Origin of the sequence: Nocardia albiluteola (assembly GCF_018860155.1) — a bacterium.
Taxonomy (GTDB): Bacteria; Actinomycetota; Actinomycetes; order Mycobacteriales; family Mycobacteriaceae; genus Nocardia; species Nocardia albiluteola.
In genome coordinates, this window is record NZ_JAHKNI010000004.1 from 528,049 (window position 1) to 543,585 (window position 15,537).

Annotated in this window: 12 protein-coding genes and 2 pseudogenes; 8 read left to right on the forward strand and 6 right to left on the reverse strand. The window is 69.1% G+C overall.

Annotation, left to right across the window (positions count from 1 at the left end):
* Nucleotides 1-147 precede the first annotated feature (147 nt).
* The 4 genes and pseudogenes from KO481_RS15475 to KO481_RS15490 form a co-directional block, all read left to right on the forward strand.
* On the forward strand, nucleotides 148-2,148 hold the full coding sequence (locus KO481_RS15475) for an Hsp70 family protein (protein ID WP_215917790.1): 2,001 nt from the start codon (nucleotides 148-150) through the stop codon (nucleotides 2,146-2,148).
* A gap of 174 nt (nucleotides 2,149-2,322) precedes the next feature.
* Nucleotides 2,323-2,541 (forward strand): annotated as a pseudogene (locus tag KO481_RS44760) (nitroreductase/quinone reductase family protein); the annotation flags it as partial.
* 43 nt (nucleotides 2,542-2,584) lie between these two features.
* Nucleotides 2,585-3,286 (forward strand): TIGR00266 family protein, encoded by a 702-nt coding sequence (locus KO481_RS15485; protein ID WP_215917791.1) that lies wholly within the window; start codon nucleotides 2,585-2,587, stop codon nucleotides 3,284-3,286.
* An 89-nt stretch (nucleotides 3,287-3,375) separates the two neighbouring features.
* Nucleotides 3,376-4,134: pseudogene (locus tag KO481_RS15490) on the forward strand (HAD family hydrolase); the annotation flags it as partial.
* A 5-nt stretch (nucleotides 4,135-4,139) separates the two neighbouring features.
* Here KO481_RS15490 and KO481_RS15495 read toward each other — a convergent pair.
* The 6 genes from KO481_RS15495 to KO481_RS44765 form a co-directional block, all read right to left on the reverse strand.
* Nucleotides 4,140-4,913 carry a sirohydrochlorin chelatase gene (locus KO481_RS15495; RefSeq protein ID WP_215917792.1) on the reverse strand — a complete coding sequence of 258 codons (774 nt, stop codon included), beginning with the start codon at nucleotides 4,911-4,913 and terminating at the stop codon, nucleotides 4,140-4,142.
* Nucleotides 4,914-5,264: 351 nt separating this feature from the next.
* On the reverse strand, nucleotides 5,265-6,566 hold the full coding sequence (locus KO481_RS15500) for a sulfate adenylyltransferase subunit 1 (RefSeq protein WP_215917793.1): 1,302 nt from the start codon (nucleotides 6,564-6,566) through the stop codon (nucleotides 5,265-5,267).
* On the reverse strand, nucleotides 6,566-7,573 hold the full coding sequence (gene cysD, locus KO481_RS15505) for a sulfate adenylyltransferase subunit CysD (RefSeq protein WP_245400912.1): 1,008 nt from the start codon (nucleotides 7,571-7,573) through the stop codon (nucleotides 6,566-6,568). The genes KO481_RS15500 and cysD overlap by 1 nt, the downstream gene beginning before the upstream one ends.
* Nucleotides 7,570-8,286 carry a phosphoadenylyl-sulfate reductase gene (locus KO481_RS15510; RefSeq protein ID WP_215917794.1) on the reverse strand — a complete coding sequence of 239 codons (717 nt, stop codon included), beginning with the start codon at nucleotides 8,284-8,286 and terminating at the stop codon, nucleotides 7,570-7,572. Before KO481_RS15510 ends, cysD begins: the two co-directional genes overlap by 4 nt.
* A 15-nt stretch (nucleotides 8,287-8,301) precedes the next feature.
* Complete coding sequence (locus KO481_RS15515) at nucleotides 8,302-10,107, reverse strand: nitrite/sulfite reductase (RefSeq protein ID WP_215917795.1); 1,806 nt, start codon at nucleotides 10,105-10,107, stop codon at nucleotides 8,302-8,304.
* Between the two features lie 125 nt (nucleotides 10,108-10,232).
* Nucleotides 10,233-10,334, reverse strand: a complete 102-nt coding sequence (locus tag KO481_RS44765; protein ID WP_372452035.1) for an Ms4527A family Cys-rich leader peptide — start codon at nucleotides 10,332-10,334, stop codon at nucleotides 10,233-10,235.
* A gap of 180 nt (nucleotides 10,335-10,514) precedes the next feature.
* On the opposite strand from KO481_RS44765, the gene hemW reads away from it, so the two are divergent.
* The 4 genes from hemW to dnaJ all read left to right on the forward strand — a co-directional run bounded on the left by hemW (nucleotide 10,515) and on the right by dnaJ (nucleotide 15,535).
* Nucleotides 10,515-11,711 carry a radical SAM family heme chaperone HemW gene (hemW, locus tag KO481_RS15520; RefSeq protein WP_215917796.1) on the forward strand — a complete coding sequence of 399 codons (1,197 nt, stop codon included), beginning with the start codon at nucleotides 10,515-10,517 and terminating at the stop codon, nucleotides 11,709-11,711.
* A 792-nt stretch (nucleotides 11,712-12,503) separates the two neighbouring features.
* The gene (locus tag KO481_RS15525) at nucleotides 12,504-13,076 is read left to right on the forward strand and encodes a DUF8020 domain-containing protein (RefSeq protein ID WP_215917797.1); all 573 of its coding nucleotides are present in this window, start codon (nucleotides 12,504-12,506) and stop codon (nucleotides 13,074-13,076) included.
* A gap of 226 nt (nucleotides 13,077-13,302) precedes the next feature.
* Entirely contained in the window at nucleotides 13,303-14,334 is a 1,032-nt protein-coding gene (hrcA, locus tag KO481_RS15530) for a heat-inducible transcriptional repressor HrcA (protein WP_215917798.1), read from the forward strand.
* Between the two features lie 52 nt (nucleotides 14,335-14,386).
* The gene (dnaJ, locus tag KO481_RS15535) at nucleotides 14,387-15,535 is read left to right on the forward strand and encodes a molecular chaperone DnaJ (protein WP_215917799.1); all 1,149 of its coding nucleotides are present in this window, start codon (nucleotides 14,387-14,389) and stop codon (nucleotides 15,533-15,535) included.
* Nucleotides 15,536-15,537 lie beyond the last annotated feature (2 nt).

The following is a 15,537-nucleotide window of genomic DNA, read 5'->3' on the forward strand; positions in this document are numbered from 1 at the left end:
GTAAACGACCGCGACCACCTGGTTCGTCGCCCGGGGCCGTGGTCTCGGTGCGTTGACAGGATGGCAATGACTGCTGGGTTCGGTTTGAGCATCGGCACAGTGAACTCCGTGTGCGCGGCCACTGCCGGAGATCGTGAGCGTCCTACCGTGCGGGTGCGTCGTACCGCGATCACCTTCGACAGCGCCGGGGGTGCGCGCGTGGGCGGGATGCCCCGATTCGCGCCCGTGGTAACGGATTTCGCCGATCTCACCCGCGAGGTCGAGCCGATGGTGCTGAGCGGGCGCAACTGGACCTCGGCAGATCTGGTCGCCGCCGTGGCCTCTTGCCTGGTCTCGGCGGCCGAGCCCGAGGGCGAGCCCGTAATCACCTATCCCGCTTGCTATCCCGAGCAGAAAGTCGCCGCGCTGCGGCACGCCCTGGACTGGTCCAGCGTGTCCGAGTCGCTGTTGATGCCCGAACCGGTGGCCGCGGTGGAGTGGCTGGACGCGGAATACGGTGTCTCCGAGAACGGTGTGACCCTCGTCTACGACCTCGGTGGCACCAGCCTGGACATCGCGGTCGTCCGCACCGAGGCCGATCGCGAGGAGCGCGGCGTGCTCGGCAAGGCGGTGCGCTCGCACGACTACGGCGGCCGGCCGCTGGGCGCGATACTGGCCAGGTATGCCCGGGCCCTGTCGCCGGGCGCGCCCTGTCCGGTGTCCAAGGTCGTCCCGGCCTCGGACACCAGCCGATTACGGACCTGGAATGTGCGCAATTCCCTTCGGCTGGTACGGCGTTGCGTGCACGCGGCCGGGCTCACGATGCGAGACATCGACCGCGTGCTGCTGATCGGGGGAGCCGCGCGGCCGGTCGAGGTCGCGCAGGTGCTCGACGAATTGGGCCGCCCGATGGTGATGTCGCCCGACCCGGCGCACACCGTCGCCCTCGGGGCGGCCCTGGCCTCGGCGCGGCTGATGGACACCGGATCGAATCTTGGCCGCTACGCGCGCGGGGCCGCCGTACTATCCAGTGCCGCGGTCGTTTCGGCGGTCGCGATGTCCGCGGCCACCATGCTCGGCGGTGGGCCGATCGGCTCCGACGGTCCCGCACTGGAATTCGCCCCCGCCCTGGCCGGGCCCGCCGGCAACGCCGACCTGCGGCTGTCGCAGGGGGCGAACGCCGAACCCGCGGCCCTGTCCGCGGGCGTGGACACCGTGACGACCCCGGCCCCGCGCTGGGGCTCGTACAGCCCTGTCGCACAAGAGGTGTCGGTCTCACCCGCCGTGGTCGGGGCGGGCAGAACGACCAGCGTCGATCCGTCCGGCACCCATTGCGGCCCGAACGACCGCCTGATACCCCCGACCTATGCAGATCCGGCACAGTTCACCAATCCGCTACCGTTCTGGACCCCGCCCGCCGCGCAGGCCTTCCCGGCGCCCGGCTTCCAGACACCGGAGATCAGCCTGCCGCCCATCGCCCCGAGTGCCGGTCCCGCTGTAGCACAGCAGTTTTCGGCCCCGGGTGTCAATCCGATGACTGGCTTCGGTAAGTCGATCCCGTCGATGCCGGGCCGGTCCATCCCCGACCATGTCATACCGCCCGACCCCGCCGTGCCGAACCCGGCGGCGTCGAGCCCCGTGATCCCGAACCCGGTCGCCTCGAATCCGGTGATCCCGAACCCGCCCGCGCCGACGCAATCCGATCCGCCCTCGCCCGCGCTGAATTCCCCGCCCGCCGCTACCGTCCCGGGCATCCCGGCGGCGGACACCGGAAATCCCCCCGCAGGCACGAATTCCACCGGCCCGGTGTCGAACTCGCAGAGCACCCTGGGCGCCGGGCTGCATGCTCCGGGCGCCGCCTCGTCGCACGCCGGCCCGGGCTCGAACTCCGACGGCGCGGCCACATCGAACGGATCGGCCTCCGCCGGTGTGCATTCCGGCGCCACGACCGGCGCGCGCCTGGGCGCCTCATCCAGCGGCCCGGGCGGCACGAACTCCGGCGGTGCGAGCCCCGGGGGCACCGGTGCGGGGACCTCGGCCGCGGGCACCGGCGGCGGACACTTCGGCGGCACGGCCGCACGCGGCAGCAATTCCGCCGGGGGCGGCGGATCCAACGGCTCCTCGCACGGCGGCTCCTCCGGCGGTTCGCACGGCGGCGGCCACCACTGACCATGCCCGCCACCCCGATGCCTGCCGCCGCGCCGGGGCCGCAGTGCCGCGGTCGCAGGACATTCCCCGCGCGGTGCAGGCGCCGCGGCGGCACCGTACGCCGCCCCGTCGTTCACCCGCCCGGCGCGTGCCGGGCGTCACGAGGCGGCCCATCAGTGCGCGTCCTGCGATTCAATGGGGTATGTAGATCTTTTCGCGTCTGGTAGTCAGCGGGACGGCGACACGATCGCCATCGCCGCCTCCAAGGCCGGCCAGCCGACGCTGCCGGGATGGTTCCACAATCTGCGTGCCCACCCCGACACGACCATCCAGCTCGGCGCGGAACGCCGCCCGGTGCACGCCCGGGTCGCGACGACCGCGGAGCGAGATCGCCTGTGGCCCAAGTTCGTCGCAGGAGAACCTCGTCACCCCGCCGCACCGCGCGCACACTGGAGTGATGGATCCCAGGATCATCGGAACCGTGATGCCCGTCCTCGAGGTCACCCTCGATCCGGGGGAGACCGTATTCGCCGAATCGGGGCAGCTCTCGTGGATGACCGAGTCGATCCGGCTGCACACCTCCACGCGGGTGGCCGCGGGCGGTGTGTTCGGCGCGGTGAAGCGGGCGGTCGCCGGCGCCGGTCTGTTCATGACCGAGTACTCCGCCGCGCGCCACCCCGGTACCGTGGCGTTCGCGACCAAGCTGCCGGGACAGATCGTGCCGGTCACCCTGCGGCGCGGGGCGGACTATCTGGTGCATCGGCACGGATTCCTGTGTGCCACCGGCAATGTGCGGGTGTCGCTGAGCTTTCAGCGGCGCCTGGGCGCGGGGATCTTCGGGGGCGCCGGGTTCACGCTACAGCGTGTCAGCGGCGACGGGAACATGTGGGCCGAGCTGTCCGGGGAGGTCATCCAATACGATCTGGCCGCGGGAGAGACGCTGCGGGTGCATCCGGGGCACGTCGGAATGTTCGATGCCACAGTGGGATTCGACATCACGATGCTGCGCGGCATCCGCAATATCCTGTTCGGCGGCGACGGGCTGTTCCTGGCCGCGCTGACCGGTCCGGGCCGGGTGTGGCTGCAATCGCTGACCGTCAGCAACCTCGCGCACGCGATCACCCCGTACCTTCCGCTGCCGGAGCCCGACCGTCGCTGACCGGTGACCGATGGCCTTGCAAGTGCATTTGGGCTATAGATCAGAATGGGTCTGTGGACACGGACAGGCCTCAATTGATAGCTCTGGATGTCGATGGCACGATTCTGCAGACCGGCCAGCCGATTGCTCCGCGCGTGCTCGACGCGGTGCGGGCGGCCACCGAGGCGGGCGCCCACGTGGTCGTCACCACGGGCCGCACACTATTGGCGACCAAGCTGGTGGTGCGGGAGCTAGGCCTGGACGAGGGACACACGATCTGCTCGAACGGCGCTGTGCACGCGGACATCTCGACCTGGGTGCCGGTATCGGTGCACACCTTCGACCCCGAGCCCGCGGTGGCGGTCCTGCGCGAGCTGTTCCCGGACATGGTGCTCTCGGTGGAGAAGGTCGGCATCGGCACCTGGGCCACCGGATACTACCCCGGTAGTTTCCGCCTCGGCGAGTTCCGCTTCGTCGAGGACGACGACCTCAGCCTGGAGCCGACCACCCGCCTCAACGGCTGGTGGCCGGGTGGTTCGCTCGACGACATGGTCGCGCTGATGGGGGACCGTCAGCTCCCGGGCGCGGGCTGGGTGCACGGCGAGTTCGAGCCCTGGCTCGTCGCCTCCCGCCACGGCGTGACCAAGGGCTGGGCCCTCGAGCGGCTGCGCGAGGACCTCGACATCCCCCGCGCGGCGACCCTGGCCATCGGCGACGGCTACAACGACACCGAAATGCTTTCCTGGGCAGGACATTCCGTGGCCATGGGCAACGCTGTCGATGCCGCCCGCGAAGCGGCCGACGAGGTCACCGCGACCGTCGAGGAGGACGGCGTCGCGCTGGTGCTGGAGCGCTGGTTCGGGAACTGACGTCGTCAGGCGACGGCGGTATGGGGAGTGCCGGCCGTCTGCCGGGCGTCGGTGTAGCGGGCGGCGATGACCTCGGCGACGAGGGGGTGGGCGCCGATCGGGGTGGCGTGCCGCAGGTCCGGGGCCTGCTCGGCGAGGCGGTCGGTGAGCAGGCCCGGTGCCAGGAACCACGGGGCGACGACGACGCGATCGCAGCCCCATTCGCGCAGGCGCGAAACAGCTTGTGTAACACCGGGTTCGGTGGTGGCGAAGCAGATCTCGGTGCGCCAGGCGGTGCCCGCGGCGAGCAGGCGGCCGATCTGTTCGGTGCGGCGGTTGGCCGCCTGCGAGGAGGAGCCGACCGCGGCGACGGCGACGGCGAGGGTGGCGTCGTCGGCATCGGCGCCGGTGGCGAGCACGCGCTCGCGCAGGGCGCCGACCAGGCGCGGGTCGGGGCCGAGCACATCGGCCTGGGTCAGGCGCAGGCGCGGGTGGCGGGCCTGGGCGGCCGCGAGCAGGCCGGGCAGGTCGACGCGGGCGTGGAAGGCGCTGCCCAGCAGCAGCGGCACCACGATCGCCTCGGTGTGGCCCGCGCCGGCGACCGCGTCCACGACCTGCTCCACCGAGGGCGTGCTCAGATCGAGAAACGCCAGCCGCACGTCCAGGACCGGATGCGCGGCGGCCAGCTCCTCGACCACCGCGAACATCGTGGCCGCCGACCGCGGATCGCGGCTGCCGTGCGCGACCGCGATCAGCGCCGGATGCCCGCCGTCGGAGCCATTTGCCCTGGTTACCGCCATGGTCCCGACGCTACGGGCCGCGGCGCCGCCGTCGGTTGCCCCGACGTTACGGACCCATGTAAACCCGCTCACACCCGCTGGCCTGGAGACGAGAGGTAGGCCGGGGCTCGATGCTCCCGTGCACGCGGTCCGAGCGGGCTGAGATGTCAGCGTCGCGGGGGCCTGCTCCGGGGCAGCTGCATCGGTGCCGGGACCTGGGTGAGTCTCCATTTCCAGGAGGGCCCGAGATCCGTGCACGGAACTCCGGACGTCCTGCCGGCTGCGCGAGGGTCGCGGCGGATTGCCCGGCGTGCGCGGGCTCTGCGGCGCCCCGGCGGCAGCCGAGGCGCCGGTCCGCGCGGTGTCCATCGGCTAGACCCCGGCCTCGGTGCCGACCTCGACGGCGGTCAGCACGTCGCCGACCAGACCGGCGGCCAGGGTGTTGCCCCCGGACGGGTCGATGAGCAGGAAGCTGCCGGTGTGCCGGTTCACGCGATAGTCATCGGCCGCGATCGCATCGGCCACGCGCACCGTGATGCGGCCGATGTCGTTGAGCGACAACGACTCCGCCTCGGTGTCGGCGGCCAGATGCTGTTCGTCGAAGCGCTCGAGCAGCGCGCCGACGATCGCCTGGGTGGTGCGGGTGCCGTGCTTGAGCAGCAGCCGCGCGCCCGGGCGCAGCGGCTTGTCGCCGAGCCAGCAGACCGTCGCGTCGAACTCCTGGATCGGCTCGGGAGCATCGGCCGCGGCGGCGATCACATCGCCGCGCGAGACATCCACGTCGTCGGCCAGGATCAGGGTGACACTGCGCCCGGGCTGCGCCGATTCCAGCTCGCCGTCCGGGGTGTCGATGCGCTCGACGGTGGTGCGGGTCCCGGACGGCAGCACCACGACCTCGTCACCCTTGGACACCACACCGGCCGAGACCTGACCGGCGTATCCGCGGTAGTCGGGGTACTCGGCGGTGCGGGGCCGGATCACGTACTGCACCGGGAAGCGCAGCCCCACCTCGTGGCGGCCGTGCGCATCGGCGTCCACCGGCACCGACTCCAGATGCTCGATCAGCGAGGGGCCGGTGTAGTACGGGGTGCTCTCCGAGCGGGAGGCGACATTGTCCCCGTGCAGCGCCGAGACGGGGATCTCGATGACGTCCTCGCGCGACCAGCCGAGTTTCGTGGTGAGCTCGGTGAATTCGGTGACGATCCGCTCGAACACACCTGCCGCGTCGTCCACCAGATCGATCTTGTTCACGGCCAGAACGAGTTTCGGTACCCCGAGCAGCGCCATCACCGCGGCGTGGCGGCGGGTCTGCTCGATCACACCCTTGCGGGCGTCCACCAGCAGGATCACCAGCTGGGCGGTGGAGGCGCCGGAGACCGTGTTCCGGGTGTACTGCACGTGTCCCGGGGTGTCGGCGAGCACGAAAGACCTTGTGGGCGTGGCGAAATAGCGGTACGCCACGTCGATCGTGATGCCCTGCTCGCGCTCGGCGCGCAGGCCGTCCACGAGCAGCGACAGGTCCGGGGTGGACAGGCCGCGATCGACCGAGGCTCGCGTGACGGCGTCGATCTGGTCCGCCAGTACGGATTTCGTGTCGTAGAGCAGGCGGCCGACCAGTGTGGACTTGCCGTCGTCGACGCTGCCGGCGGTCGCCAGCCGTAACAGGTCGGACATCAGAAATAACCCTCTCGTTTGCGGTCTTCCATCGCGGCCTCGGACACGCGGTCGTCGCCGCGCGTTGCGCCTCGCTCGGTGAGCCGGGAGGCGGCCACCTCGGCGAGGATTGCCTCGTTGTCGGCGGCATCGGAAAGGACCGCGCCGGTGGTGGATCCGTCACCGACCGTGCGGTAGCGCACGGACTTGATCTGGAGCTCTTCGTTTTCGGCCGGGCCGCCCCAGACTCCGGGGGTCATCCACATCCCGTCGCGCTGGTACACCGGGCGCTCGTGGGAGTAGTAGATGGTCGCCAGTTCGACGTTCTCGCGGGCGATGTACCGCCAGATGTCCAGCTCGGTCCAGTTGCTCAGCGGGAACACCCGGACGTGCTCGCCCGGCGCGTGCCGCCCGTTGTACAGGTTCCACAGCTCGGGCCGCTGCCGCTTGGGGTCCCAGCGCCCGAACGCGTCGCGCAGCGAGAAGATCCGCTCCTTGGCGCGCGAACGCTCCTCGTCGCGCCGGGCGCCGCCGAACACCGCGTCGAAGCGGTGCTCGTTGATGGCGTCCAGCAGGGGCACGGTCTGCAGCGGGTTGCGGATGCCGTCGGGCCGCTCGGCCAGACGCCCGTCGGCGAGGTACTCCTCGACACTGGCGACATGCAGGCGCAGGCCGTACTTCTCGACGACGTGGTCGCGGAAGGCCAGCACCTCGGGCAGGTTGTGCCCGGTGTCCACGTGCAGCAGCGCGAACGGCAGCGGCGCGGGCCAGAATGCCTTGAGCGCCAGGTGCAGCAGCACGGTCGAGTCCTTGCCGCCGGAGAAGAGGATCACCGGCCGCTCGAATTCGCCCGCCACCTCGCGGAAGATGTGAATGGCCTCGGACTCCAGGGCGGCCAAGGTGTCGAAGTCGGTCGCGCCGAATGCCCTTTCCAGAGCCTCGGTTTCGATGGCAGCGCCGGTGAGGTTCGTGCTCACGGTGACCTCCGCGGTGTCGGTTTCCTGGATGTCGATCTCGGCAGTGGTCATGACTGGTGCAGCCCGCATTCGGTCTTGGCGAGCCCGGCCCAGCGGCCGCTTCGCGGATCGGCTCCCGGTTCCGGCTTCCGCGTGCACGGAGCGCAACCGATGGACGGATATCCCTCTTCCACAAGGGGATTGACGAGGATGCCGTTGGCCTCGATGTACTGCGCCATCTGCTCGTCGGACCAGGCGGCGATCGGGTTGATCTTCACCAGGCCGAAGGCCTCGTCGAAGGAGATCAGGGGCGCGTTGGCGCGGGTGGGCGCCTCCACGCGGCGGATGCCGGTGACCCAGGCGTTGTACCCGCTCAGCGACTTCTGCAGCGGTACCACCTTGCGCAGGCGGCAGCACTCATTGGCGTCGCGCGCGAACAGATCCTTGCCCAGCAGCAAATCCTGTTCGGCCACGGTCTGTTCGGGCCGCGCGTTGACGATGTTCACCCCGTACACGGCCTCCACCGCGTCGCGGGTGCCGATGGTCTCGGCGAAGTGGTAGCCGGTGTCCAGGAACAGCACGTCCACGCCGGGATGCACCTGAGCGGCCAGCTCGACCAGCACCGCGTCCTGCATGTTGGAGGCGACGATGTAGTTGCCGCCGAAGGTGTCCTCAGTCCACTGCAGCAGCTGCTTCGCCGTGGCGTCCGGACCCAGCTGTGCGGCACCGTCTTCCGCGATCTTGCGCAGCTCGTCCTCGGACAACTTATCCAAAGTGGTTGTCATAGCTGAACTTTCCCCTTACCGAAGGTCGGCTTCGTCCGCGCGGACAGCCCACTGTGCGAACCGCTCGCCCTCGTTGCGGTTCTTGACGAAATTGCGCACCACACGCTCGATGTAGTCACCGAGCTCGTCGCTGGTCACCTTGTGCTGGCGCAGCTTGCGCCCGAAGGCGCTGTCGAGCCCGAGGCTGCCACCCAGGTGAACCTGGAAACCCTCCACCTGATTCCCGTCACCGTCGTCGACGAGCTGGCCCTTGAAGCCGATGTCGGCGATCTGGGCGCGGGCGCAGGAGTTCGGGCAGCCGTTGATGTTGATGGTGATCGGCACGTCCAGCTGCGCGTTGATGTCGGCCAGGCGCTGCTCCAGCTCCGGCGCGAGCGCCTGAGAACGCCTCCGGGTCTCGACGAACGACAGCTTGCAGAACTCGATTCCGCTGCAGGCCACCAGGTTTCGCCGCCAGATCGACGGATGCGACTGCAGGCCGAGCGGTTCCAGCTCCGCCTGCAGCTGCTCGACCTTCTCGTCGGGCACATCCAGCACGATCAGCTTCTGGTACGGGGTGAACCGGACCCGGTCCGAGCCCGCCCGCTCTGCCGCATCGGCGACCTTGGTCAGCGTGGTGCCCGATACGCGCCCGGCGATGGGGGAGAAGCCGACGGCGTTGAACCCGTTGCGCAGCCGCTGCACGCCGACGTGATCGATGATCTGCTTCGGCTTCTCGGGTGCGGGGCCGTCGATCAGTTTGCGCTTCAGGTATTCGGTCTCGAGGACTTCGCGGAACTTCTCGATGCCCCAGTCCTTGATCAGGAACTTCAGTCGCGCCTTGGTGCGCAGGCGGCGGTAGCCGTAGTCGCGGTAGAGCGAGACGACGGCCTCCCAGACGTCGGGCACCTCCTCGAGCGGCACCCACGCGCCCACGCGCTGGGCCAGCATCGGATTGATGGACAGCCCACCGCCGACCCAGAGGTCCAGACCCGGGCCGTGCTCGGGATGGTCGACGCCGATGAACGCCACGTCGTTGATCTCGTGCACCACGTCCTGCTGGCCGGAGATCGCGGTCTTGAACTTGCGCGGCAGGTTGGAGTATTCCTTCTTGCCGATGTAGCGGCTCACGATCTCGTCGATCGCCGGGGTCGGGTCCAGCACCTCGCCCAGCGACTCGCCGGCCAGCGGGGAGCCGAGCACGACGCGGGGGCAGTCGCCGCACGCCTCGGTGGTCTTCAGGCCCACATCCTCCAGGCGCCGCCAGATCTCCGGCACGTTCTCGATCTCGATCCAGTGGTACTGGACGTTCTCGCGGTCGGACAGGTCGGCGGTGTCGCGGGCGAATTCGGTGGAGATGCCGGCGATGGTGCGCAGTTGCGCGAGATTCAGGGCGCCGGCGTCGCAGCGCACCCGCATCATGAAGTACTCGGCCTCGAGGATGTCGATGTTCTCATCGCCGGTCCAGGTGCCGTCGTAGCCCTGCTCGCGCTGGGTGTACAGGCCCCACCAGCGGAAACGTCCGCGCAGATCGGCTTTGTCGATCGAGTCGAAGCCGCCCTTGGCGTAGATGTTCTCGATGCGGGCGCGGACGTTGAGCGGGTTGTCGTCCTTCTTGCTCTGCTCGTTCGGGTTCAGCGGCTCGCGGTAGCCGAGGGCCCACTGACCCTCCGACTTGCGGCGCAGCGGCTTGCTGGTGCGCTCGCGCGGGCCCTTGACCTCCTCGCGCGGACGCGACCGGCGCTCGCGCGCGGCCTGGGCGCGCTCGCGCGCGACTTCCTGCTCGCGCTCGAGGCGTGCGGATTCATCGGCTGTGAGACCGGCGTCGGTGCTCGACGTCATAGGGTCGCTCCTGCGGGTGGTGATCAGGCCTGAGGGTAGGCGGGAGGGGCTGGCTCACGCCTTCGATAGCTCAACGGCCGAAAAAGAACGGGCGCCGAGAGGTGACGCCGGAGGACAGAGTCGAGCTACCGGAGGCAATCGGGCAGACAGCTCGCACTGCAGACACGCTTGAAGTCGACGTGGCGACGCGCCACGAGTCGTACCCCAAGTCCAGTCATGCGGACCATTGTGCCATGTCAGCCGCGTCTTTCCGACCGCGGGCCTGGATTTTCCGTAAGAATGCGGGAAATACCCTGGACACTTGTCCGAAATTGTGAGGTGCGTCATACGTGCGGGCATGCGGCCGAAAACACGGTTGACATGGGGCCGAGTGCGACGGGCCGAGAGGCCGCGTTCAGACTCGAAGGGTGACATCCGCCCCCCGAACCGCGACCGACCTCCCGCAGCTCCACGACTTCGGGGGCGGCCCCTTCGGCATCTACATTCACGTGCCGTTCTGCGCGACCCGGTGCGGGTATTGCGACTTCAACACCTACACCGCGGGGGAGCTGGGCACCTCGGCCTCACCGCAGTCCTGGATGGACGCGCTTCGGGGCGAATTGTCCATGGCGGCAAAGGTTTTCGGTGAGCTGCCGAGCCCGCAGCCGGAGGTGTCGTCGGTGTTCGTGGGCGGGGGCACCCCGTCGCTGCTCGGCGGGGACGGTCTTTCGCAGGTGCTCGAGGCCATCCGCGCGGACTTCGTCCTGGCCGCGGACGCCGAGGTGACCACCGAATCCAATCCCGAATCCGCCTCGCCGCAGTTTTTCGAGCGTCTGCGTGCGGCGGGGTTCACCCGCATCTCGCTGGGAATGCAGTCCGCCGCCGAGCACGTGCTGAAGGTGCTCGACCGCACCCACACACCCGGCCGCGCGGTGGCCGCCGCCCGCGAGGCGCGCGCCGCCGGATTCGAACACGTCAACCTGGATCTCATCTACGGCACCCCGGGGGAGTCCGATGCCGACCTGGACGCGAGCCTGGACGCGGTCCTGGATGCCGGGGTCGATCACGTCTCGGCCTACTCGCTGATCGTCGAGGACGGCACCGCACTGGCGCGCCGCGTGCGGCGCGGCGAACTCCCCGCCCCCGACGACGACGTGCTGGCCGCGCGTTACGACCGCATCGATACCCGTCTCGCCGCCGCAGGCCTGTCGTGGTACGAGGTATCCAATTGGGCCGCAAACGATTCCGCGGCGTGCCGGCACAACCTGGGCTACTGGGACGGCGGCGACTGGCTCGGTGCGGGCCCCGGCGCGCACAGCCACCTCGGCGGCGTGCGGTGGTGGAATGTCAAGCATCCGGCACGTTATGCCGATCGGGTCGCGGCGGGCGCGCTACCGGCCGCGGGCTGGGAGGAACTGACCGCCGAGGAGCGTCATACCGAGCGCGTCATGCTTGCGGTGCGCCTGCGCTCGGGCCTGCCGCTGGGCGATCTCGACGCGCCGGGGCGCGCGGCCGCCGATCGGGTCGTGGCCGACGGTCTCGCCGAATTGCGCGGCGACCGCCTGATTCTCACCGCGCGCGGCCGCCTGCTCGCCGACGCGGTGGTCCGGGCGCTGCTTGTGTGAACGGACCTCGACCGATGGCGTGAGTCCGTGGCCGACGTCAGGGTACGCGGCTGCGACCGAACCGGAAAAGACTTCTGCCGCACGCGGTGCGGGTCCGATGTACGAACTTCGACGATCGGCGGCACTGCACGGTAGAGTGGAAGTCGTCACGAAAGTGATGCTGGGGTGAAGCGCCGGTTGCCTCCGACGCCTCACCAGGTGTGCTAGGGCGCTTACCTAGCCCGCCGGATCAACCAGCGGACCATTGCGAGCGCCCCGGCGATCACGACAGAGCCTGCGAAGCACATGCCGTAATCGACCGGGGCATTGCTCTTAGCCCGGCGATGTTTCGCCATTCCCACCACCTCCTTCCTGGGCGCGGTGTGTGGACCGTGTCCACCGCCCCTCGGCAGGAGGTATTGCTCACAGTACACGAGCCTTTGTTGACTAAATTTGTTGCTGCACAACAGATTTGGAATATTCCAATACGGAAATTCCGGTGCCGCAAGGCCTTACATCATCAAGCGAGCGCGTTCATCGATGATCTAGTAACCGACCAATCTGGACTTCGCTTGAGCCGCAACGCATCTCGGCCTCGGCATGTGATTGGCAAACCTGCAATGACGCAAATCGCCCAGTCGCTCGAACGTCGCAGTCGAGGTTTGCCCCGGTAAGGCAACCATTTCCGCGAAAACCGCTATTAACTGGATAAATACAGTCAACAATCGAAATAGCTACGGTCGAAGCGTGTGTGTACGGTGCCCGATTTGCGGTCGGCGCCGACTGTGCCGAACCATCGGAGAAAGGCCAGCTATGAAGAGCAGCAATGCTGCGGCTATCGCAAGCTTGATCATCGGTTCCCTCGGCCTCACCGCGGGTGTCGTGCACGCGCAGCCGATCGCCCCAGCAGCCACCGTCAACGGCGCCGAGCTGGGGATGCACTACGCCACGACGTTCGATCCGAACGCCGGTACCGTGCGCGCCACCCTCGGTGAGGGGAAATTCACACTCTCCCCGGACGCCGGGGAAGTCGTCGTCACCGATCCGGCCGGGGACGTTGTGGCCCGGGTGCCGATGGCGGTACGGATACTGGATCGCCCCGGCAAGGTTGCCCTGACGCCGACGATCGATCCGTCGGGCCGCACTCTTACGCTGAACCTGCGCGGGGCGCAGCCCCATTCTCAGCAGGTTCGTCAGCAGGCCGGTGTCCAGTACGTCGGCGCGGCCGCGGACCTGGCCCGCCACCAGTACAACGCCGGTGTAGGCGCGCTTATCGGCCTGGGTGTGGGCATTCTGATCGGCATCTGGTTCCTCGTCGTCGGCGCCATTCCGGGCGGCATCGTCGGTGCCGGCATCGGCGCGCTCATCGGCTATTCCCTGCCGTAGCCACCCGTTTCGCCGTTCCGGGTGGTGACCTGCCGTCGCCCGGCAGGACACTCGCCTCGCCGGGCGACGGGCCGTCATCCGCCCCCTGCTGGGGCGTGTGTGCGAGCGATTCGCCCGCGGCGACATAAACTGGGTTTGGATGAACCCGGGAATCCGCGCGTCTCGCCCTGCCCGCAGCGGCGGTGGCGCCTGCGTGGACCCGCATAGCCGAACAGGAGGTGGGGCCGTGTCGAGTACCGAACAGCGGCGGCTCGAGGTCCTGCGCGCGATTGTTGCGGACTACATCACGACCAAGGAGCCGATCGGCTCGAAAACCCTGGTCGACCGGCACAACCTCGGGGTGTCCAGCGCGACCGTGCGCAACGATATGGCGGTGCTCGAGGCCGAGGGGTACATCGCCCAGCCGCACACCAGCTCCGGCCGCATCCCCACCGACAAGGGCTATCGCCAGTTCGTCGACAACATCGCCGAGGTCAAGCCGCTGTCCACGGCCGAGCGCCGCGCGATCACGGACTTCCTCGAGGGCGGTGTCGACCTGGACGACGTGCTGCGCCGCGGGGTGCGCCTGCTGGCACAGCTGACCCGTCAGGTGGCGATGGTGCAGTACCCGACGGTGTCCGCATCCACGGTTCGCCACATCGAGGTCGTCGCGATCAATCCGGCCCGGCTGCTGCTCGTGGTCATCACCGACAGCGGCCGCGTCGATCAGCGCCTGGTCGATCTGGGCGGGGTGATCGGCGACGACGATCTGACGGCTTTGCGCGCGATGCTCGGCAAGGCCATGGACGGTAAGCGCCTCTCGGTCGCCTCGACGGCGGTCGCCGAGTTGCCCGACCATTCCCCGGCCAAACTGCGCGATGTGCTGGTCCGGGTGTCGACGGTGCTGGTGGAGACCCTCGTCGAACACTCCGAGGACCGCCTGGTGCTCGGCGGCACCGCGAACCTGACCCGCAACGCGAACGATTTCGGCTTCCCGGGCTCACTGCGCGCCGTGCTGGAGGCGCTGGAGGAGCAGGTGATCGTGCTCAAGCTGCTAGCGGCCGCGCAGCACCCCGGCACCGTGACCGTGCAGATCGGCGAGGAGACGCAGCTCGAGCAGATGCGCGGAACCTCGGTGGTTTCTACGGGGTACGGTATGCCGGGTACCGTGCTCGGCGGCATGGGTGTGCTCGGCCCCACCCGCATGGACTACCCGGGGACTATCGCCTCGGTTGCTGCGGTTGCGAGATACATCGGCGAGGTGCTCGCCGAACGATGAGTGTGCGACCGATGGTGAAGCGAACGAATTCGGAACAGGACTAGAGACGCAAGTGGCACGGGACTACTACGGAATACTCGGTGTCGGCCGGAACGCGACCGACCAGGAACTCAAGCGCGCCTATCGCAAGCTGGCACGAGAGCTGCATCCCGACGTCAATCCGGACGCCGATGCGCAGGAGAAGTTCCGCGAGGTATCCGCGGCCTACGAGGTGCTCAGCGACGCCGAGAAGCGCCGCATCGTCGACATGGGCGGCGATCCGCTGGAGTCCAGCGGCGGCCCGGGCGGCTTCTCCGGCGCCGGATTCGGCGGCCTGGGCGATGTGTTCGAGGCATTCTTCGGCGGCATGAACGCCTCGGGGCCGCGCCGTCCGCGCGGCCGGGTGCAGCCGGGTGCGGATTCGCTACTGCGCACGCGGCTTTCGCTGGCCGAGTGCGCGGTCGGTGTCACCAAGCACCTGACCGTCGACACCGCCGTGCTGTGCGACCTGTGCCAGGGTGCGGGCACCAACGGCAACTCCAAGCCGGTGCGCTGTGAGACCTGCGGCGGCGCCGGCGAGGTGCAGACCGTGCAGCGTTCGTTCCTGGGCCAGGTGATGACCTCGCGTCCGTGTCCGACCTGCCGCGGCGCGGGGGAGACCATTCCCGATCCCTGCCGCAAGTGCGGCGGCGACGGCCGGGTGCGTTCGCGCCGCGAGATCGCCGCGCCGATTCCCGCGGGCGTGGCCAACGGCATGCGAGTGCGGCTGGCCGCACAGGGCGAGGTCGGCCCCGGCGGCGGCCCGGCCGGTGATCTGTACGTGGAGATCGTCGAGCAGCCGCACGACATGTTCGTCCGCGACGGCGACGATCTGCACTGCACCATCCGGGTGCCGATGGTGGATGCCGCGCTCGGCACCACCGTGGTCGTGGACACCATTCTCGACGGCCCCACCGAGCTGACCATTCCCGCGGGTACCCAGCCCGGCGAAGTGTCGGTGCTGCGCGCCCACGGCATGCCGAAGCTGCGGTCGAGCGCGCGCGGCGACATGATCGCGCACCTGGACATCGTGGTGCCCACCAAGCTCGATTCGAAGCAGTCCGATCTGCTGCGCAAATACAAGGCCACCCGCAACGGCGAGCGCACCGAGGTGCTCTCGGCGCAGTCAGAGCACAACAGCGGCCTGTTCGCGCGGCTGCGGGCCTCGTTCAGCGGACGCTGAGA